A 22,114-nucleotide genomic window follows, 5' to 3' on the forward strand; every position below is an offset into this window, starting at 1 on the left:
ACCTGCGTCTGCCCATTCCAATAGAACTCATTTCTCATGGCAAGCGTAAAAGACAAAAACCCAGCCGCAGCCAGTCAGCCCAAGAATGGGAAGGCCCCGGCCCCGGCCAAAACGCAGCATCCTAAGGAGCGTTACCTGTATTGGTACGAGTCTATGCAGCTGCAACGCAAGTTTGAAGAAAAAGCCGGGCAGCTCTACGGGCAGCAGAAAATCCGGGGTTTTTGCCACTTATACATTGGGCAGGAAGCCGGATCGTCGGGCTCATACACGGCGCTTACAAAAGACGACAAATGGATCACGGCCTACCGCGATCACGGTATCCCGCTGGCTCTTGGCTCTGATCCAAAGGCCGTCATGGCCGAGCTGTTTGCCAAACAAACAGGCTCTTCGAAAGGAAAAGGCGGCTCGATGCACATCTTCGATAAATCGGTCAACTTTATGGGTGGCCACGGGATCGTTGGTGCGCAGGTGCCGATGGGCGCCGGTATCGCCTTTGCCGAAAAGTACAACAAGACGTCTAACCTCTGCATCTGTTTCATGGGCGACGGCGCCGTTCGGCAGGGAGCACTGCACGAAGCGTTCAACATGGCTATGCTCTGGAAACTACCCGTCATCTTCGTGGTAGAAAACAACGGCTATGCTATGGGTACCTCCGTAGCCCGCACCTCGAACGTAACGGAGCTGTACACCCTCGGCGAATCGTATGACATGCCCGCTGAACCGGTCGACGCGATGGACGTTGAAGCCGTTCATGACGCCGTTAGCCGCGCGGCTGACCGCGCCCGGTCGGGAGAAGGACCTACCTTCCTCGAGTTCCGGACCTATCGCTACCGGGGCCACTCGATGTCCGATCCGCAGAAGTACCGCTCTAAAGAAGAAGTAGAACAGTACAAACAGCGCGATCCGATCGAAATGGTCAAGAGCCGTATCCTTGAGCAGAAACTGGCAACGGAAGATGATCTGGCCGCTATCGATCAAAAAATCAAAGGTATTGTCGATGAGTCGGTTAAGTTTGCCGAAGAGTCGCCGTACCCCCCGGCCGAGGAAGCTTACAAAGACGTTTACGTTCAGAAAGATTACCCATTCATCATGGAGTAATCCACACTGATTTTCATCTGAAGCCCGGCTTTTACAAGTCGGGCTTTTTTTATTGAACAAATTTTAAAAATTAAATGTATATACATCAAATACATCTACACGTATTAAACAAAGACGCTCACAAATAACTTTTTGCACTATGGAAACCCTTATCAATGGCCTGCACCACGTAACCACACTGGCTGGCGATACGCAACGCAACGTTGATTTTTATACCGACATCATGGGCCTACGGCTGATCAAAAAAACGGTCAACTTCGATGCGCCTGATATGTATCATCTCTATTACGGGGACGAAGCCGGATCGCCCGGTACCATTCTGACGTTTTTCCCCTACGGCGGTGGTCTGCCCCGTGGCCGGAAAGGCGTAGGTCAGCTGACGTACACTGCGTTTTCGGTGCCCACCGCTTCGCTGCAGTACTGGATGGATCGGCTCAACGAGCGCAGTATTCCCTACGCGGGTCCTTACAAACGCTTTTCCGAATCCGTTCTTCGGTTCGAAGATGGCGACGGAGCTGGTATCGAACTCGTTTTCAACAACGAAGACCAACGCCCGGGCTGGGACAATAAACACATCCCGGCCGAGTACGCCGTTCGCGGTTTTCATACCGTTACGCTAAACGAGCAAAACCCGGACCGGACCATCAAACTGCTGACCGATACTATGCAGCATACACTGGTAGGGGAGGAGCAGGGGCGCTTCCGGTTCAAAGCCGGTACTGGCGGCCCCGGCAACTATGTCGACGTGCAGGTTTCGCCGGGCGATGTCAGGGCGTTGCAGGGTGCCGGTTCGGTTCACCACGTAGCCTTCTCGACCGATACGGACGAGACCCAGCTGGCTATCCGCGATGAGTTGATGCGGGCCGGTTTTCAGCCGACTACGGTGCTGGACCGGAATTACTTTCACAGCATTTACTTCCGCGAGCCGGGCGGTATCCTGTTCGAGATTGCGACTAACCCGCCGGGCTTCACCGTTGACGAACCCCTGGCCGAGCTGGGTCAAAATCTGAAACTGCCCGCCCAGTACGAAGCCCGCCGGGCCACCCTGGAGCAGGCGTTGCCCCCCATTGTTGTCCGGTAAATGTCAGACCCCGATCACAGCCGCTCATCGAATGAGCGGCTGTGATCGGGGTCCTAAACAGGTTTCTTTATGATACACAACCCGAATAATATAGTGACGGCTGGTAAGCCGCTTGAAGAAGCCAGCAAAGTGATGATCATGGTACACGGTCGGGGCGGCTCCGCGCGGGATATACTGTCGTTGTCGGAGTACATCAAGGCCGATGATTTTGCGTTCGTTGCGCCCGAGGCTAACGGCCGCACCTGGTACCCGTACTCCTTTCTGCGGCCTATGTCGGAGAACGAACCTTACCTGTCGTCGGCGCTCGATGTGCTGACAAGTTTGCGCGCCCGGCTTCAGTCTGATTTCAATTTCAAGCTTCCGCAGATCTACTGGTTTGGCTTTTCGCAGGGGGCTTGTCTGATGCTGGAATTTGTGGCCCGAAACGCGACCGAATACGGGGGTATTTTTGGTCTGAGCGGTGGGCTGATCGGCCCCGACGGCACGCCCCGGCAGTACGAAGGATCGTTTGGCAATACGCCCGTTTTTCTGGGTTGCAGCGATACCGATTCGCACGTTCCGAAAGAGCGGGTGCTCGAAAGCGAACGTGTTTTTTCGGAGATGGGGGCGTCTGTCACGGCCAGGCTGTATCCGAATTTTGCGCACTCGATCAACGAAGATGAGCTAAACTTTGTTAATTTGCTTATAACCGGGGGCGCATAAGTGGCCCATCCCACAAACCGGTTTGCAATTAACAGCAATGCTTATGAGCCAGTATATGGTTGAATTTGACCTCCCGGCTGTTATGGATGAAGAGTTTACAAACCGGATTCCAGCTCAGCGGCTTAAGGTAGAAGAATTAATGGAGCGAGGCTTTCTGTTGTCTTACTCGCTCTCGGTCGATCGCCAAAAACTCTGGTGCATTTTTAAGGCCGACTCCGAGCTGGAAGTGATGGAATCAATCTCCGAATTTCCGCTCGTCAAGTACATGACACCCCTTATCACTGAGCTCATGTTTCACAACATGGTGGCGGCCCGAATCCCGCTATTTTCGCTGAACTAGACCGTGAAAAACCCTCTCGCCAAGAGGGTTTTTTTATACATTAAAATTGTACTTTTGCGGGTACGTTATACCCAAATATGCATAAGTAACCAGGGTTTAACTGGTTACATACGTTTATAACTTGCTGATTTTCAATTTTCACGTGGAACAGTTTCTATAGACTAACCACCCCTTATTTTTAGCAGTATTACATGAGTCCGAACATACTAATCAGCCAGTCAGAAGCCGACCTGAAGACCCGTTTTGGGAGTGATTTTATCGCCCATATTGATGGGGCAAAAACACTTACCCTGAGACAGTTTTACGAGGCCATGGCCCACGTACTGGAGATACCCGATTTCGGTTTCAGCCTCGATGATCTGAGCGATTCGCTGAACGATTTACACTGGCTGGAAGACGACCGGATTGTGCTCTACATCACCGATACAAATAGCTTTATCAGTAAAGAACGTGACCCCGCCAAAATGGCCAGTGTTCTAAATATGCTTGATGCAACGGCCGAGGATTGGAAGTGGGTCGATGATGAAGAAATTGACGACAAGAAGGAAATCATCGTCGTTTTTGAGGACAGTGAGCGTATTCAGAAACTGCTGCAAAAAGAGCAGATCGACTACAAAAAGATAGCCGACTTAAACTAGGTTCCGCCTGCAACAAATCGCCGAAACGTGCTGTTATGCTACCGTGCCGCCGGAACGTTCTTCCAGCGGCTTTTCGTATTTGACAATACAACCTGCTGGTACGTTTGAAACCTAACGAATTGCTCGGTTTATACGCCGACGATAGCTTCATAAAATTGCTGGCCGAACCGTTTGGCCGGAAACCCGATGGCGAACCCCAACGTCTTCAGATCAAAGGAATGGCGGGTAGCCTGGACGCTGTATTGGCCTCCACTATGTTCAGATCGGTGGGCGGTAATCACCTGTACATTCTGACCGATCGCGACGAAGCGGCTTACTTTTTCAACGACATTCAGAACCTGCTCGAGCGCGATGTGCTCCTGTTCCCGATGTCGTATAAAAAGCCGTACCAGTACGAGGAGATTGAAAACGCCAACGTACTGATGCGGGCCGAGGTCCTGAACAAGCTGAACCCGGCTCCAAAAGATGGGCTGCTGATGGTAACGTATCCCGAAGCGTTGTTTGAAAAAGTAATCAACAAACGATCGTTACAGGCCAATACACTGACCATTCGGGTGGGGGAGAAGCTGGACACCAGTTTCGTTGCTGAACTGCTTCAGAATTACGAATTCGAGAAAACAGATTTTGTCTACGAAGCGGGGCAGTTTTCGGTACGGGGTGGTATCATCGACGTATTCTCGTTTGCCAGCGAGTTTCCCTATCGCATCGATCTGTTTGGCGACGAGGTGGAGAGCATCCGGCAGTTTAACCCCGAAACGCAGCTCTCAACCGAGGCCGTTGAGTTCATCAACATTATCCCAAACATCCAGACCAAACTCGTTGAAGAAACCCGCGAACCATTCTTCAACTTCCTGCCCGCAGCCACAACCGTTTGGGCTAAAGACATCGAGTTTACCCTCGACATCGTCGAAAAGTGCTACGAAAAAGCCGAACAAAGTTTTGAGTCGACGGTGGCCAGCAGTGGCGGCATTCAGATCGTGTCCGACCCGGGCGAACTGTTCGAAACCCGGCGGTCGTTTCTGAACGAGCTGAAGCGGTTTCGGACGGTTGAATTTGGCCGTAAATTTTACTTCAAAACCGAAGGCCGGCAGCAGTACCCCTCCAAGCCGCAGCCATCGTTCAACAAAGATTTCAAACGATTGGTCGATACCCTGGGCGATAACCAGGCCAAGGGGTATACCAACGTTATCGCGGCTGAGTCGTTCAAGCAACTCGACCGGCTCCGCACCATATTCGAAGAGTTGGATCCGTTTGTTAAGTTTCAACCGCTGAACATTGGGCTGCGCGAAGGCTTCCTGGACGACGCGCTGAAGATTGCGGTCTTCACCGACCACCAGATCTTTGACCGGTATTATAAGTACCGGGTGCAGGACAAATTCTCAAAGTCGAAGGCGCTGACCCTCCGCGAACTGAAAACGCTGCAGCCTGGCGACTACGTAACTCACGTTGACCACGGCATCGGTCGGTTTGCCGGTTTGGAGAAGGTCGACAACGCAGGAAACGAACAGGAGGCCATACGTTTGATTTACCGCGATAACGACATGCTGCTGGTCAGTATCCACAGTTTGCACAAGATCGCCAAATACAGCGGCCGTGAGGGCACTCCACCGACCATGAGCAAGCTGGGCTCGCAGGAATGGGAGCAGAAGAAGTCCCGCATCCGTAAGCAGGTCAAGGATATTGCGCGCGAGCTGATTGCCCTCTACGCCAAACGCCGGACCGCGCCGGGATACGCCTACAGCCGCGATAGTTTCCTGCAGGCCGAACTAGAATCGTCGTTCCTCTATGAAGACACGCCCGACCAGGCTAAAGCCACCAACGACGTTAAAGACGATATGGAACGGCCGCACCCAATGGACCGGCTCGTTTGTGGCGACGTGGGTTTCGGCAAAACGGAGATAGCGATTCGGGCGGCATTCAAGGCCGTTACCGACAACAAACAGGTAGCCGTGCTGGTCCCGACCACGATCCTGGCGATGCAGCATTTCAAGACCTTCAGCGAACGCATGGCCGACTTCCCCGTCAAGATCGAGTACATTAACCGCTTTCGGTCGGCGGCCAAGGTGAAAGAGATTTTGAAAGATGTTGCTGCGGGCGAGATCGGCATTCTGATCGGCACCCATCGGATCGTTAACAAGGATATCAAGTTCAAGGATCTGGGTCTGCTGGTTATCGACGAAGAGCAGAAATTTGGCGTAAAAACCAAAGACCGGCTCAAGGAAATGCGGGTGGAGGTCGACGTACTGACGCTGACGGCAACGCCCATTCCCCGAACCCTGCACTTCTCACTAATGGGCGCCCGTGACCTGTCGGTCATCGCTACGCCCCCGCCAAACCGACAGCCCGTAACCACCGAAGTACATGCTTTCAACGAAGCTACTATTCGCGATGCGGTCAGTTACGAGATCCGGCGGGGCGGGCAGGTGTTCTTCGTCCATAACAGGGTCAACGACATTGAGTCGATCGGAAACCTGATCATGCGGCTCGTTCCCGAAGCGCGGATCGGCGTGGCACATGGCCAGATGGAAGGCGACAAACTGGAGCGGGTTATGACCCGGTTCATCGAAGGGGAGTACGACGTGCTCGTATCGACCAACATCATCGAATCGGGACTCGACATTTCGAACGCCAATACGATTCTGATCAACAATGCGCATTACTTCGGCTTATCGGACCTCCACCAGATGCGGGGTCGCGTGGGTCGGTCCAACCGGAAAGCGTTCTGTTATCTGCTGACTCCACCTCCTTCGGTGCTCACCGCCGATGCCCGGAAACGGCTTCAGACGCTGGAGGACTTCTCAGATCTGGGCGAAGGCTTCAAGATTGCCATGCGCGATCTCGACATCCGCGGAGCCGGTAACCTTCTGGGAGCCGAGCAGAGCGGCTTCGTAAACGATCTGGGTTTCGAGATGTACCATAAAGTACTGGACGAAGCCGTACAGGAGTTGCGCGAGAACGAATTCCGGGACCTGTTCGAGGCCAAACCCGGCGACTTCAAGCTGGCCCTGCCCGACACCGTCATAGAAACCGACCTGACCGTCGTTATACCCGAACGGTACGTTCAAAACATATCGGAGCGGCTTGCATTGTACACCCGGCTGGATACTCTTCAGAACCCGGATGAACTCCTGGCGTTCCGTCAGGAAATACTCGATCGGTTTGGGCCATTACCTGAAGAAGTCGAGAACCTGATCAAGATGGTGAACGTACGGTGGAAAGCCGAGCGCTTGTACCTTGAAAAACTGACGCTTAAGAATACTATTCTGAAAGGATACTTCGTTTCTAACGGGAATGATGCCTTCTTTACCGGCGACCAATTTGGCAAGGTAATTGACTACATCAAGCGAAACCCAGCCCAATGTTCCCTGAAGGAGTCAAAAAGCCGCCCTATTTTTACCCATACGGACGTTCACTCGGTCGAACAGCTGGATGAAATTTTAGGGGCAATGTCGATTTAATACCCAACTTTGTATCTACGTTTTACACAAAATACAGCAATGATTCAGAAGTATCACCTGCAACGAGTGGCTTACGTGCTACTGGCAACGGCGGCACTGGCATCCTGTAAGTCCAAGCATCCGACCAGCGTACAACCCGGCAAGAAAAGTACGGCGACAGGAATTGCTTACAACCAGAAGGATGGCTTCCAGGTAAAGAAATTTGCGGGACAGAAAGCAGGCCCGAACCTCGTCTTCATTGAAGGCGGCCGGTTCACGATGGGGGCGCTGGAAGAAGACGTGATGAACACGCGCGATAACCGCGAGCGTACGGTATCGATCCAGTCGTTTTATATGGATGAAACCGAGATTGCCAACGTTCACTACCTCGAGTACCTGAACGCCATCTCGCGCGACTCGTCAGAAGAAGTAGTACGGGCTGCCTTGCCAGATACAACGGTCTGGGCCAATCCGCTTTCGTTTAACGACTCGTACGTTACCCAGTACCTGCGCTACCCGGCTTTCCGATACTACCCGGTCGTTGGTGTTTCCTGGGTTCAGGCCAGTGACTACGCCCGGTGGCGGACCGACGCGGTGAACAATGAGTTAGCCAAAGGCGGTGGTGATAAAAAGAAAAAAGGGGGTGGCTTCTCGCTCAAGCGTAAATCGAAGAAAGAAGCCGCCGAACCCGCTCTGGCCGAAGCAACCTCAGCTGCTCCGACCAAACCGAGTCTGGAAAGTGGCATGATCCTGCCCGATTACCGGCTGCCAACAGAAGCCGAGTGGGAATATGCCGCCAAAGCGCTCATCGGCACCCAGTATATGGACGAGAACCAGATCAACCAGCGTATTTACCCCTGGGATGGCTCATCGGTGCGGAACCCCAAGAAAGGTCGTAAACAGGGTCAGATGCTGGCTAACTTCAAACGCGGTCGGGGTGACTACGCTGGTATTGCCGGTCGTTCAAACGATGGCGCCATCATCACCGCCGAGATCTATGCGTATCCAGCCAACGATTTTGGTCTGTATAACATGGCCGGTAACGTTAACGAGTGGGTGTATGACGTATACCGCCCACTGTCGTACGAAGACGTAAATGACCTGAACCCCATCCGGCGGAACGGGTACCTCGACGACGCTAAAAACTACGACAGAAAAGGCAACAACAGCCTGATCGATGATAAGCTTCGGGTTTACAAAGGCGGCTCCTGGAACGACGTAGCGTACTGGCTCTCGCCTGGTACGCGCCGGTTCCTGGATCAGGATTCAGCCACGGCTATGATTGGTTTCCGCTGCGCCATGATCGGCGTTGGTCGTAACAAATAAGCCACCCGCATCACATTCCGGAAGCGGCTACTCCAGCGGGGTAGCCGCTTTTTTTGTTAGCGTGTAGCCGCCAGCGTTAGCACACTAACCGACGAACAACCCGCCTGTAGCAACGCAACGGCGCAGGCCTCCAGCGTGGCCCCCGTAGTCAGCACATCGTCGACAAGTGCCACCCGAAGCCCCTGAATGGCGTCGGCCTGCCGAACAACAAATTCGTTTTTCACATTCTCCCATCGTTCGATCCGGTTCTTTCGGGTTTGCGAGCTACGGAACCGTTTCCTGACCAGTACATCCGCCTGCATCGGTACAGCCAGCGCTTCGGAGAGGCCGGCGGCAATCCATTCGGCCTGGTTGAACCCCCGCTGTTGCAACCGCGCTTTAGACATCGGCACGCTGATCAGCAGGTCAAGTTCGGGTAGCTGACTTCCTTCCCGTTTCAGCAAATCACCGTACCAGAGCGCCATTTCTCGGGCCGCTTCTTTTTGGCCTTTGTATTTGATACGGTGGATTAGTTTTTGCACGATTCCACCCTTAGAGAAGTGCAGGTAAGAGGCCACGAACTGGATAGGCACTTTACCGGCAAACTTATTCAGGATGTGATCATCGTCGGCCCGGCGGTGTTGCCCCGTCTCCGGCAGGTTGATCCGGCAGCGCGTGCAAAGAATTTTTTCGTTGGCCGTCAACGATCGCTTACAGCCTAGACACAGGGTTGGAAAAAGCAGGTCTGCGAAGTCGGAAAGGGCTATGCGAATAAACCTAAACACAGTGACTGTTCGTTAGTTAGCTAAAAATAGTGTAATTTAGAGAGAACAATAAACAGGCAAGTCCCGTGAATGAAAAAGATGTAGATAAGCAGTGGGAAGGCTTGCTCGATCAGCTGCAGCAACTCGTTGGCAAAAGGCCTGCAGACCTGAATGCGGTGTTATTTCTGATCGGCGTACAGGAGTTGGGAAAAGGCCCTATTCGTTTCTCCAAGGAAGCCAAACAAGACCTGATGCACATTGCGGTTTGTAAAGTGCTAAGCCAGTCTGGATACTATACGTTTGACGGGCTGGACAAAGATGGCTGGCCCCAGTGGATCCTGGCCAAGCCCGTTCCCCCCGGCGACTTGTTGACCCAGGAAACGTTTTTAAAGGAACACGTTATTGAATACTTCCAGTCAGCGCTGGTATAACGACTCAACATGTATTCATATGCAATCGATAAACGCTTACACCACGCTGATTCAGCGCATTGATGAGTACAAGAAACGCTATTTTCTGAATCAGCTGGTTAAGGGGAGTTTACTCTTCGTAGCGCTGATAGGGAGTGGCTACCTTCTGATCAACACCGCCGAGTTCATTGGCCGGTTCAACTCCGTGGGTCGGGGCGCCTTGTTCTTCGGCTTCATCCTGATGGCTTTGGTCAGTCTGTACCTGCTGATTGTGCGGCCTTTGATGAGCCTTTATGGACTTAACAAACCGCTCAGCAACGACGAAGCCGCCCGGCAGATCGGCACCTTTTTTCCGGAGGTAGGGGATAAGTTGCTGAACACGCTGCAGCTTCAGCGAATCTCGTCCGACCAGAGTGATCTTCTGCAGGCCAGCCTGAACCAGCGTTCTCAACAGCTGCTGATAAACCGTTTTGCGAATGCCATTCAGATCAGTCGTAACCGGCAGTTTCTGAAATATGCCATTCCGCCACTGGCGTTGATTCTGCTGATTCTGATTGTGAATCCGGCTTTCTTTACGAAGTCATCGACCCGGCTGGTCAACTATAATAAAGAGTTTGTCGAAGAGGCTCCGTTTCAGTTTGTCGTTGAAAACAAATCGCTGAAAGCCTTCCGTAATGAAGATTTTCCGTTATCTGTCAAACTTACCGGCAGCGCCATTCCCCAGGCTGTTTACGTAGTTGCGAACGGCACCCGCTTTAAGCTCGACCAGTCGGGCGACCGGTTTACCTATACCTTCGATAACCTCCAACGTGATCTTGACTTTCATCTGGAAGCCGCTGGCTACAATTCTTCGGCTTATACGGTTGCCCTGGTAGATCGGCCGGCTGTGTTGTCGTTTAATGTAAAGCTTGATTATCCGGCTTATCTGAACAAGCCTAGCGAACAGCTCGCCAATGTAGGAAACCTGCTCGTTCCGCAGGGGACGGTAGTCAACTGGGAGTTTATCGCTGACCATACTGACTCGCTACAGTTACGGTTCAACACCGATAAACAACCGATACCGACCCGGCTGATAGATGACAATACTTTTGTCGTCAACCGGCGGCTGATGCAGAATACGGTCTACACCGTCTCCTTACGAAACAGTCAGATTTCGACCCCTTCGTCAATCCAGTATAACGTACAGGTAATCCCGGACCGCTTCCCTCAAATCTCCGTCGACCGGATTCAGGACACGGTAACCTACAATTACATTGCTCTGTCCGGGTTGGTTTCAGACGATTACGGATTCTCGAAACTGAAGCTGAACTACACCATCAAACGTGGCGATAAAACGTCGCCTACGTACACCAAAGACATCCCGATCAATCGGTCCACCACTTCGCAGAACTTTGTCTACAACTGGTCTCTAGACAGCTTAAAACTGGGACAGGAAGACCGACTGGAGTACTTTGTTCAGGTATGGGATAATGATGGCGTAAACGGTCCTAAATCAAGCCGTTCCAATCAGCTGAATTTTGTTATTCCATCGCAGGCTGAGATTCAGAAGCAGGTTGACAAATCGGCCGAGAAAACCGAGTCTGATATCAACAACGCGCTCAGCAAAACCCAGGCTATCAAGAAAGAGCTGAGCCAGATGGAAGAGCGAATGCGCACTAAAAAATCGTCTGATTTTCAGGATAAAAAGCAACTCCAGGATGTACTCCAAAAGCGGGAAGAGTTGCTGCGGGAAGTTCAGAAATTACAGGAGCAGTTCCAGAAAACGAACGAAACCCAGCAGCGATTCGCCGAAAAAAATGAAGCTGTTCAGGAAAAATTAGACCAACTTCAGAAGCTATTTAATGAGTTGCTCGACCCGGAATCGAAGCAACTTTATGAACAGCTCAAGCAACTGCTCGAGCGCAAACAGGACGAGAAAGCGTCTGAACTACTCGACCGGTTAAGCCGAAAAGAGCGGAACATGGAGCGTGATCTGGACCGAGCGTTGAAGCTGTTTAAGCAGATGCAGCTCGAACAGAAAGTCAACAACGTAGCCGAAAATCTGGAGAAACAAGCCGAGCAACTAGAGAAGCAGGCCCAGGAAGACGCGAAGAAAGACGAAACCACGCAGGAGCAGCAGAAGGAGTTGGAGAAGTCGCAGGAGGACTTCAAAAACACGGAAGAGCAACTGAAAGAGATTCAGAAACAGGCCGAAAAAGATGAGCTTACTAAGCCTGAGATGTCTGAACAGGAGCAGAAAGAGATTGAAAAAGCCCTGGAAGAAGCGATGAAACAGATGAAACAGAATCAGGGCAAGAAGTCGGCTTCATCAAAAAGTAAGGCGGCTAAGTCCATGCGTTCCATGAGCAAGAACATGAAAGAGTCGATGGAATCGGCAGAGATGGAACAGCTTCAGGAGAACATGGACGACCTGCGTAACATCCTCGAAAACCTCATCACGCTCTCTTTCGGTCAGGAGCGGGTGATGAAAGATTTCAAGGGAATGAGCTTACAGGACCCTCGCGTTACCAAGCTATCTCAGGAACAACTGAAGCTGCAGGACGATGCCAAAATCATTGAAGATAGCCTTAACGCGCTGGCAAGTCGGGTTGTCCAGATTCAGTCGTTTGTTACGCGAGAGCTGACCAACATGAAATTTTATATGGACGAAAGCACGCAGCAACTGAAGGAACGCCGGTTAAGTATGGCCGCTTCTAAACAGCAGTTTGCGATGACGTCTATCAACAATCTGGCGTTGATGCTCAGCGATGTGTTGAAAAACATGCAGCAGCAGATGAACGCTATGGCCATGCCTGGGTCAGGTTCGGGTGGAAAAAAAGGCAAAAACCCGAAAGACGGTGAAGGTATAAGCGAGATGCAGCGAAAGCTCAATGACCAGATGAAACAACTCCAGAAAGGCGGTCAGTCGGGTAGGGGACTCTCTGAAGAGTTATCAAGAATGGCCGCTCAGCAGGCCATGATTCGGAGTATGTTGAAAAAAATGGAGGAGAACGCAAAAGGAACTGAAGTTGGTAAACAACAGCAAAAACAGGTTAATGAGTTGATGGAGAAAATGGATGAAACTGAAACAGATCTGGTTAATAAACGGATCAATCAGAATACCATTAACCGCCAGAACGAAATTATGACCCGTTTGCTTGAGTCCGAAAAAGCGCTGAAACAGCAGGAAGAAGACCCGAAACGTCAGGCAGAAACGGCAAAATCAACTAAAAAAAGTACACCGTCTTTCTTCGATACTACCTCATTACAGACGAAAGCGAAGCAGGTAGAAGTGTTGCGTTCGGTTTCTCCTAATTATAATCTCTTTTACAAGAAAGAAGCAAACCAGTATCTGCAACGAGTTAATAAGTAAATTTTCAACCAATTATATTCAACCGTACCTGTGGCACAAACAGGTACGGTTTTTTGTTACCCACTCATCCGTATAATTTTGGTGTAAAAATTGGGCACCAGTCAATTTTGTGAAAAGTTTCCACGTGAAACATTTTTTAAAATCTAATAAAGAATGCACGCTTCGTACGATGTTATAGTTGTGGGCGCTGGACATGCCGGTTGTGAAGCAGCACATGCTGCGGCTACGATGGGTTCACGTGTGTTGCTGATCACTATGAATATGCAGACCATCGCCCAAATGTCCTGCAATCCGGCCATGGGCGGAGTTGCCAAAGGGCAAATTGTGCGCGAAGTGGATGCGCTCGGTGGTATGTCGGGCATCATCAGCGACAAAAGCATGATTCAGTTCAGAATGCTGAATCGCTCAAAAGGCCCCGCTATGTGGAGTCCACGCTGCCAGAGCGATCGGAATATGTTTGCCTGGGAGTGGCGAAAAACGCTCGAAAGCAATACAAATATTGATTTTTGGCAAGACATGGTGAATGAAGTTCTTGTCAAAGGCAATCGAATTGTAGGCGTAAAAACTGGACTGGGCGTCGAATTTACGGCCAAATCGGTGGTGCTGACGAACGGTACATTCCTGAATGGACGGATGTTCATTGGCGAGAAAGTGTTCGGTGGAGGCAGAACAGCTGAACGTTCAGCAACCGGGCTTACGGAGCAATTGACTCAACTGGGCTTCGAAGCGGGTCGAATGAAAACCGGAACACCACCCCGGGTCGACGGCAGAAGCCTGAATTATGATTTGATGGAAGAACAACTTGGCGATGAAAAGCCAGGCAAATTTTCCTATACGTCAACGCCCGCATTAACCACGCAACGAAGCTGCTGGATCACGTACACGAATCAGGATGTGCATGACGAATTGAAAACAGGCTTTGAAAAATCGCCTATGTTCACCGGTCGGATCAAAGGACTAGGCCCCCGCTATTGCCCCTCCATAGAAGACAAAATCAACCGGTTTGCTGATAAAGATCGGCATCAGATTTTCGTAGAACCGGAAGGCTGGGATACTGTGGAGGTGTACGTGAATGGATTCTCGACATCATTACCGGAAACAGTACAGTATGATGCCCTGCGAAAAATTCCGGGTTTTGAAAACGTGCGCATGTTCAGGCCAGGCTACGCTGTTGAATACGACTACTTTCCGCCGACACAATTAAAGCCAACGCTCGAAACGCGGCTTGTCCAAAATCTCTTTTTCGCCGGCCAGATTAACGGGACAACAGGCTACGAAGAAGCGGCTTGTCAGGGCCTTATGGCAGGCATAAATGCACATAGAAATGCGCACGAAGAAGCCGAATTTACCATCAAACGCTCTGAAGGATATATCGGGGTGCTGATCGATGACCTGATTACGAAGGGGACGGAAGAACCATATCGTATGTTTACATCACGGGCCGAGTACCGAACGCTGCTTCGGCAGGATAACGCCGACATTCGCCTGACTGAAAAAGGATATGCGATCGGACTGGCCTCGCAGGATCGTTATGACTCGATGGTTGCCAAACGGACGGAGGTAGCTACGCTCACAGAAGCCATACGTAAAGTAAAGCTTAAACCTGAAGACATAAATGATTGGCTGGAGACGAAAGGCAGCTCACCCCTGCGGGAAAAAAGTAGCCTGTACACCTTACTAAAGCGCCCCGAAATTGAGCAGGAAGATGTTATTTCCTTGTTTTCTCAAATCCCCTACCTGCCCGGGGTAGGGGAGGAGTCGCTGGAACAGACCGTCATCGAGATTAAGTATGAGGATTACCTGAGCCGGGAAAAACAGAATGCCGAGAAGCTTGATAAATGGGAAAATCTGTCAATCAATCCTGCTTTCGACTACGATCAGCTAAAAGCGCTGTCGTTTGAAGGAAAGGAAAAATTGAAGCGTTTACGGCCATCTACTATTGGACAGGCATCGCGCATCAGCGGAGTGAGTCCATCCGATGTATCTATATTACTGGTCTATATGGGCCGATAATAACCAGAGGCTCCGGGTATATCATATATTCGGAGCCTTATTGTATCTACTATTTTCTGTTCATCATTTTGGAGACTGTAACTACCTGCCCCATCTGTGGCAATTCTCAGTTTAGGCCTTTTCTGGTTTGTAAAGATTATCTGGTAAGCCAGCAGGAGTTTACCATTCAGCAGTGCCAGTCGTGTAATTTCCGCTTTACAAGCCCGCGCCCGGATCAGCAATCGATCGGAGCCTATTATAAATCGGATCAGTACGTGTCCCATAATGATCAGGGAGGAGGTTTGATTAATTCGGTATATCGCTTTGTCCGAACAATTACGTTAAAACAAAAGCTTCAACTGATCACAACATTGACTGGAGGTACCGGAAAACTGCTGGACATCGGTTGTGGTACGGGTGCTTTTCTGGAGGTGAGTCAACAGGCAGGCTGGGCGATTAAAGGGGTGGAGCCCGACCCGGATGCACGCGCTATAGCCAGCCAGAAAACAAAAATTTCCATCCAGCCCGACCTGACGGCAATCGACCAGGAGCAGGTAGACATGATTACGATGTGGCATGTCCTCGAACATGTACCCACGTTAAACGAGACAATAGAGCAGATCCATTCCCGACTGGCACCCAACGGTACATTACTTATCGCTGTACCGAACAGCGACTCCTATGACGCCAGTTATTATAAGCAATACTGGGCTGCCTATGATGTACCCCGACATTTGTACCATTTCACACCCGATACTATAGAGAAGCTATTCGACAAGCACGGATTTAAACTGGCTGATAAACGCCCTATGGTCTTCGATGCCTTTTACATTGCCATGTTGAGCAGCCGGTATAGAAGCGGCCAGACAAATTTTGTGGAGAGTCTACGGATTGGCCTTGCCTCCAATATAAAGGGAGGACAGAAGGGTCACTCGTCTAGTCAGATATACGTATTCAAAAAGGCATAATAGTTGTTGGTAGGGTCATCACAAGCTGGTCTATCCATGGGGGTGGAAAACAGGTCTATTCTAAATTAAAAAAGTGAAACTTTTCTGTGCATATCTGTGTGCATAACTCCACCCTATATGTGGGAAATGGGTTGATAAGGAACTGAAGCCGTGTGGACTACCTAACTAGTAATTCACATTAGAAAATTGGGCGGCTGCAAATGTGGAAATACGGCAACATATCTACCACCTATGACCCATCTTTTCCTCACTCTATCCTGTGCATAAGAATTATGCACAAATTCACAAAGGGATTTCAAACATTTTGTGGATAAAATGTTATTTACTTATTAATCAATGGATTTAATGTTGATAACTGAAAAGTGATAGGTGGATTACCTATCTTTCTTATCCACACCGGAACGGGCGGTAAGTGGACAAATTATTTATACACTTATCAACACCCTTAATAAGAGTAATAACGTTTTCTTAAAAAGACTTTTTATATAAAATGTTAATAAGGTCTAACGTTGTTGTGATGATTTGGCTGCTGGCTGTGTGCGTGGCTAAAGGACAGGGGGGAGGCACGCTGGCTGATGAGTACTTCAAAGCCGGCGAGTTCGAGAAAGCGGCCAACGAGTATGGCAAGCTGTTGAAGAATGATGTGAGCTGGTCTCGCCTGTCGCGTTATGTGTACAGCCTGCAGAAAAGCAACAAAGCAGATGAAGCACTGAAGTTCATGCGTAAGCAACAGCGAAGCGATGAAGCCAACCGGTCTTACTACGATCTGCTGATCGGCCAGGCGGCCGCCCAGCAGGGCGACACGGTACAGGCCGCCAAACAATACACCGCGGCCCTCCAATCAAGCAAAGGGTCAACTATCAAACTGGAAAAACTGGCAACTGCCTTCTCAGAGGCCGGAGAGACCCGCTGGGCGCTTCGTTCGCTCGAAACGGCCCGGGAGGTTAGCAAAGACCCAACGGCGTACAGCGAAGAACTTATAGCCCTTTACCGGGCAACGGGGCAAACCGAAAAAACCGTAGAGGAAATTATTACGACCAGCAAACAGCCCGAGAAGAAAGAAATGGTGCTGGCGGCTTTGCAGCCCTACCTGAACACTAAAGAAGAGCCAATCATAGAGAAAGCGCTCTACAGCCGGATTCAGCAGGAACCCAACGAACTGGCCTATAACGAACTTTTGATCTGGTACTTTGTCCAGAAACAGAAATTCAGTCGGGCTCTGCTTCAGGAAAAAGCTACCGATAAACGAATGAAGCTGAACGGTAGCCGGGTTTATGATCTGGGAATGCTGGCGCTGAATAATAAAGAATATAAATCAGCGGCCGATGCGTTTGAGTACATCACCCAGACCTATCCACAGGGGCAGCTCTACCCGTTTGCCCGTCGATTGGTGATCAACGCCCGCGAAGAGCAGGTGAAAAATACATACCCGATCGATAAAGCTGAAATTCGAAAGCTGATTGGCGACTACCAGCGGATGCTCCAGGAAATCGGCACCAATGTAAAAACGCTCGAAGCCCTGCGAAGCACCGCCAACCTGTACGGAAACTACCTGGACAGTAAAGACACTGCCCTGACAGTGCTTGACCTGGCTATCGATTTGGGGAAAACTGACCGGAATTTTGTGGATAAGTGCAAGCTGGACAAGGGCGATATTTATTTGCTGAAAGGAGAACCCTGGGAGTCTACCTTATTATACTCGCAGGTGGAGAAGTCGCAGAAAGAAGAACTGCTCGGGTACGAAGCCAAGCTTAAAAATGCCAAGCTACACTATTACAAAGGTGATTTTGCCGTATCGAAAGATATTCTGGACGTGTTGAAACTGGCCACATCCCGCGAGATAGCCAATGACGCAGAACAACTTAGCCTGTTAATTGTGGATAACACGGGTATGGATAGCACAGAAGCCGCCATGCGTGAGTATGCCGCTGTGGACTTGTTATTGTTCCAGAACAAAACCGACGAAGCTGTGGATAAACTCAACCAGATGTGGAAAAAATATGAACAACACAGCCTGGCCGATGAAGTACTCTGGCTCCGTGCCAATACCTATCTGAAACAGGGTAAACATACCGAAGCACTGGACGATCTGAAGAAAATAACCGCTTCGTTTTCGACGGATATTCTTGGTGATGACGCCTTGTATACCCAGGGAAAAATCTACGAAGAGCGGCTGAAAGACAAGCAGGCCGCTATGGAAGCATACCAGAAGCTGCTGACTCAGTATCCCGGAAGCATCTACGGAGCAGACTCCCGTAAACGATTCCGGCTACTGCGTGGCGATGTGATCAACTAGTAGGTTTGAAGAAGCGACTCTTTGAAGGCGTCGTATTCGGCCGGGATGCGGATGCTCTGCTTAGGGCGGTCAGCCAGAACTGCCAGACGGTCGGGTACTTCTACTGACTTACCCAGTACTTCCTCGACAAGAGGCTTAAATTTTGCGGGATGAGCCGTTGCCAGCGCAATGCCGTAAACGTCTTTTTTCGAATCTGCCAGGTAAGCCTCAAGGCCCATAATGCCGATCGCTGTGTGTGGGCAAGCCACATAGCCATATGTATCGTCGATTCGTTTCATACCGGCCTGGGTCTCTGCGTCATCGTAGAAGTAACCGGATACGTTATCCACAAACCGGTCGTAGTTATCCCCATATAAATGAGCCAAGCGGGGGAAGTTACTGGGGTTTCCCACATCCATGGCGTTCGATAGCGTAGCTACCGATGGTTTGGGGCTGTAGGCTCCGGTTTTGAGGTAGGTCGGTACGATATGGTTTAGGTTGGTTGCCGCAACGAAATGGTCGACGGGCAAGCCCATCTGTTGCACCATAGCACCGGCGCTAAGATTCCCAAAGTTGCCACTGGGCGTAGAAAAAATGATTGATTTGTTGGACTTGCACACCTGGCCATACGCACTAACGTAATAAAAGCCCTGGGGTATTAATCTAAATATATTGATAGAATTAGCCGACGACAACGAAAGGCTTGCATTGAGCTCGGCGTCCACAAACGCTTGTTTGACGATAGCCTGGCAATCGTCAAACGAACCATCTACTTCAAAAGCCTGAATATTACCGCCCAGAGTAGTCAACTGTTTTTCCTGCAAATCACTAACGCGTCCGCTCGGGTACAGTATAGACACCCGAACACCAGGAACATTGTGAAAGCCCATCGCGACGGCGCCACCAGTGTCACCAGAGGTGGCCACGAGAATATTCACTTCCTGCTCGTTCCGATCGGAATAATAAGACATCAAAGCCGCCATATAGCGGGCACCAACATCTTTGAAGGCCAGGGAAGGACCATGAAAAAGCTCAAGCACGGATACTTTACCGGGCTCCAGGTCAACTACAGGAGTCTCGAACGGGAACGCTTTATGAGTTAACTCTTCCAGGTCAGCCTTACTGATTTCGTCGCCGAAAAGGGCTTTGCTGAGGGCAAAACCAATGTCGGCTAACGACTCTCCGGCTATAGTATCAAAAAACGATTTACCCAGAACAGGCAGGGGAGTTGGCATATACAGCCCCCGATCAGCGGGCATGCTGTTGAAAAGAGCCTGTTCGGCTGTCACAGTAACCTGTGGACTATTGGTGCTGTAGAAACGCATACGAAATAAGGATACCGAAAGACAAAGTACGGTAAATCAGTTCAATGAAAGGAGAAGGTGAACTTGAAATGTGGAAAACTGGCGTTCGTTGTGGATAAGTTTGGGTTTTTGTAGTTTTGCAACCTGTAAAACGCTTCAAAACAAACCGGTAGACCTATTTTTTGTGTTCAACACGTCTACCAGAACTCATGCATACATATGTCTTTCGGACAGTCAAATGTGCCAATGCCGACAAATGAGCCGGTAAAAGAATATCGTCCGGGATCGCCCGAGCGGAACGCGGTAATACAGGCGATTGCCGACTTCCGCGCTCAGGAAACGGATATTCCCATGTATATAGGCGGGCAGGAGGTTCGTACAAACCGTACGATACGGGTTGCTCCGCCCCATGACCATAAGCATACGCTGGGCTATTTTCACGAAGGTGATGCCGAACATGTGCATCAGGCCATCGAGGCAGCGTTAACGGCCAAAGAGGCCTGGGCGAACCTGAGTTGGGAACAGCGGTCCAGTATCTTCTTAAAAGCAGCGGAGCTAATTGCCGGGCCATACCGGGCTCGCATCAATGCTGCCACCATGCTTGGTCAATCGAAAAACGCGTACCAGGCAGAAATAGATTCAGCCTGTGAATTGATTGACTTTCTGCGGTTTAACGTGCACTATGCTGAAGGAATTTACCGGCAGCAGCCAAACTCATCAGCTGGTGTCTGGAACAGGCTCGAGTACCGTCCGTTAGAAGGGTTTGTCTTTGCACTGACTCCCTTTAATTTCACCGCCATCGCTGGCAACCTACCCACTTCGGCAGCCTTGATGGGCAATACGGTAGTGTGGAAACCAGCCTACACACAGGTGCTATCGGCAAAAGTGATCATGGAAGTGCTGGAAGAAGCCGGTCTGCCTGCAGGGGTGATCAACCTGATTTACGTAGATGGACCTGTAGCCGGAGAGATCATTTTCAGCCACCCTGACTTTGCCGGTATCCATTTCACGGGAAGCACCGCCGTGTTTCAGCAAATCTGGAAGACGATTGGTGAGAACATCAGTAAATACAAATCATACCCGCGCATAGTGGGCGAAACAGGCGGAAAAGATTTTGTACTGGTACATGAGTCGGCTCATGTCGATGAGGTAGCCACGGGGCTGGTCAGGGGTGCTTTCGAGTATCAGGGACAAAAATGTTCAGCAGCCTCCAGAGCTTACATTCCGTCTTCACTCTGGCCAGCAGTTGAAGCGAAAATTAAATCGTTTCTAGGGGAGATGAAGATGGGCGGTACAGAAGATTTCGGCAACTTCATCAACGCCGTGATCGACGAGCGGTCTTTCAGGAAGATTACAGCCTATATCGAAGAAGCAAAGCAAAACGCCCAGGTGTCTGTAGTAGCAGGTGGCACGTATGATGATTCAATAGGTTATTTCATAGAGCCAACTGTATTGCGTGTCGATGACCCGAATTACCGAACCATGTGCGAGGAAATATTCGGTCCCGTACTATCCATATATGTGTATGAACCGGCTGACTTCGATGAAATCGTCAAGCTCGTTGATCGTACCTCATCTTACGCGTTGACCGGATCTATTTTCGCTAAAGACAAATACGTGGTTGAGCGGGTCGCCCAGGCGCTGCAAAACGCAGCAGGTAACTTTTATATCAACGACAAGCCAACAGGAGCGGTAGTGGGTCAACAACCTTTCGGAGGAGCCCGCGCATCAGGAACAAATGACAAAGCCGGATCAGCTTTAAATTTATTTCGATGGGTATCGGCACGCACGATTAAGGAAACCTACGTGAGTCCCAGGCACTTCGGGTATCCGTTTCTGGAGAGCTGAAAAAAAACAGAAAAAAGTTTGAAGCAGGTCTTGCGTAACGCAAATCAAACTGCTACCTTTGCAGTCCCAAATCAATAAGGAAGGCCGACAACGGTTGGCCTCAATCACCCCCGAAAGGGATGTGAGACAGTTCTTTGACGTATTGATATCAATAGGTTAGCACCAAATAAGGCTAATGACAACGTATCTGATTTATCAGGTACACAATTATTTACGATGGAGAGTTTGATCCTGGCTCAGGATGAACGCTAGCGGCAGGCCTAATACATGCAAGTCGAGCGGGTCGCAAGACCAGCGGCAAACGGGTGCGTAACGCGTAAGCAACCTGCCCTCAACTGGGGGATAGCCCTGCGAAAGCGGGGGTAAACCCGCATAGTCCCCTGGAGTCACCTGGCTGTTTGGGTAAACATTTATGGGTTGAGGAGGGGCTTGCGTCTGATTAGCTAGTTGGGGGGGTAACGGCCCACCAAGGCGATGATCAGTAGGGGTTCTGAGAGGATTGGCCCCCACACGGGTACTGAGAGACGGACCCGACTCCTACGGGAGGCAGCAGTAGGGAATATTGGGCAATGGAGGCAACTCTGACCCAGCCATGCCGCG

General features: G+C 50.5%; 15 protein-coding genes and 1 rRNA gene. 14 read left to right on the forward strand and 2 right to left on the reverse strand.

Annotation, left to right across the window (positions count from 1 at the left end):
* Nucleotides 1-36: 36 nt before the first annotated feature.
* The 7 genes from pdhA (at nt 37) to B1C80_RS26480 (ending at nt 8,622) form a co-directional block, all read left to right on the forward strand.
* Nucleotides 37-1,098, forward strand: a complete 1,062-nt coding sequence (gene pdhA, locus B1C80_RS26450; protein WP_077924212.1) for a pyruvate dehydrogenase (acetyl-transferring) E1 component subunit alpha — start codon at nt 37-39, stop codon at nt 1,096-1,098.
* 139 nt (nt 1,099-1,237) lie between these two features.
* Nucleotides 1,238-2,179 (forward strand): ring-cleaving dioxygenase, encoded by a 942-nt coding sequence (locus tag B1C80_RS26455; RefSeq protein ID WP_077924213.1) that lies wholly within the window; start codon nt 1,238-1,240, stop codon nt 2,177-2,179.
* Nucleotides 2,180-2,248: 69 nt separating this feature from the next.
* The gene (locus B1C80_RS26460; RefSeq protein WP_077924214.1) at nt 2,249-2,881 is read left to right on the forward strand and encodes an alpha/beta hydrolase; all 633 of its coding nucleotides are present in this window, start codon (nt 2,249-2,251) and stop codon (nt 2,879-2,881) included.
* Nucleotides 2,882-2,924: 43 nt separating this feature from the next.
* Nucleotides 2,925-3,221 carry a muconolactone Delta-isomerase family protein gene (locus B1C80_RS26465; protein ID WP_077924232.1) on the forward strand — a complete coding sequence of 99 codons (297 nt, stop codon included), beginning with the start codon at nt 2,925-2,927 and terminating at the stop codon, nt 3,219-3,221.
* Between the two features lie 191 nt (nt 3,222-3,412).
* Nucleotides 3,413-3,859: a barstar family protein gene (locus B1C80_RS26470; protein WP_077924215.1), complete on the forward strand. Its 447-nt coding sequence runs from the start codon at nt 3,413-3,415 to the stop codon at nt 3,857-3,859.
* Nucleotides 3,860-3,963: 104 nt separating this feature from the next.
* Nucleotides 3,964-7,317, forward strand: coding sequence for a transcription-repair coupling factor (mfd, locus tag B1C80_RS26475; protein WP_077924216.1), 3,354 nt, complete (start codon nt 3,964-3,966; stop codon nt 7,315-7,317).
* A 39-nt stretch (nt 7,318-7,356) separates the two neighbouring features.
* Nucleotides 7,357-8,622: an SUMF1/EgtB/PvdO family nonheme iron enzyme gene (locus B1C80_RS26480; protein ID WP_077924217.1), complete on the forward strand. Its 1,266-nt coding sequence runs from the start codon at nt 7,357-7,359 to the stop codon at nt 8,620-8,622.
* A 56-nt stretch (nt 8,623-8,678) separates the two neighbouring features.
* On the opposite strand, the gene B1C80_RS26485 is transcribed toward B1C80_RS26480, so the two are convergent.
* Entirely contained in the window at nt 8,679-9,386 is a 708-nt protein-coding gene (locus B1C80_RS26485; RefSeq protein WP_077924218.1) for a ComF family protein, read from the reverse strand.
* 65 nt (nt 9,387-9,451) lie between these two features.
* Here B1C80_RS26485 and B1C80_RS26490 point away from each other — a divergent pair, with 65 nt between their 5' ends.
* From B1C80_RS26490 to B1C80_RS26510, 5 genes are all read left to right on the forward strand, one after another.
* A complete protein-coding gene (locus B1C80_RS26490) occupies nt 9,452-9,796 on the forward strand; it encodes a hypothetical protein (protein WP_077924219.1) in 345 nt (114 codons plus the stop codon).
* Nucleotides 9,797-9,815: 19 nt separating this feature from the next.
* On the forward strand, nt 9,816-13,127 hold the full coding sequence (locus B1C80_RS26495; protein ID WP_077924220.1) for a DUF4175 family protein: 3,312 nt from the start codon (nt 9,816-9,818) through the stop codon (nt 13,125-13,127).
* Between the two features lie 153 nt (nt 13,128-13,280).
* Nucleotides 13,281-15,140 (forward strand): tRNA uridine-5-carboxymethylaminomethyl(34) synthesis enzyme MnmG, encoded by a 1,860-nt coding sequence (gene mnmG / locus B1C80_RS26500; RefSeq protein ID WP_077924221.1) that lies wholly within the window; start codon nt 13,281-13,283, stop codon nt 15,138-15,140.
* A 254-nt stretch (nt 15,141-15,394) separates the two neighbouring features.
* Nucleotides 15,395-16,087: a class I SAM-dependent methyltransferase gene (locus tag B1C80_RS26505; protein ID WP_236648935.1), complete on the forward strand. Its 693-nt coding sequence runs from the start codon at nt 15,395-15,397 to the stop codon at nt 16,085-16,087.
* 517 nt (nt 16,088-16,604) lie between these two features.
* Nucleotides 16,605-18,383: a tetratricopeptide repeat protein gene (locus tag B1C80_RS26510; RefSeq protein WP_236648936.1), complete on the forward strand. Its 1,779-nt coding sequence runs from the start codon at nt 16,605-16,607 to the stop codon at nt 18,381-18,383.
* On the opposite strand, the gene thrC is transcribed toward B1C80_RS26510, so the two are convergent.
* Nucleotides 18,380-19,687 (reverse strand): threonine synthase, encoded by a 1,308-nt coding sequence (gene thrC, locus B1C80_RS26515; protein ID WP_077924224.1) that lies wholly within the window; start codon nt 19,685-19,687, stop codon nt 18,380-18,382. The two genes, B1C80_RS26510 and thrC, sit on opposite strands and share 4 nt — an antisense overlap.
* A 198-nt stretch (nt 19,688-19,885) precedes the next feature.
* Between thrC and pruA the strand changes: the two genes are divergently transcribed.
* Both pruA and B1C80_RS26525 read left to right on the forward strand, forming a co-directional pair.
* Complete coding sequence (gene pruA, locus B1C80_RS26520; protein WP_077924225.1) at nt 19,886-21,514, forward strand: L-glutamate gamma-semialdehyde dehydrogenase; 1,629 nt, start codon at nt 19,886-19,888, stop codon at nt 21,512-21,514.
* Between the two features lie 213 nt (nt 21,515-21,727).
* A 16S ribosomal RNA gene (locus tag B1C80_RS26525) occupies nt 21,728-22,114 on the forward strand; the annotation flags it as partial.

The organism is Spirosoma sp. 209 (assembly GCF_002006735.1).
Lineage (GTDB): Bacteria > Bacteroidota > Bacteroidia > Cytophagales > Spirosomataceae > Spirosoma > Spirosoma sordidisoli.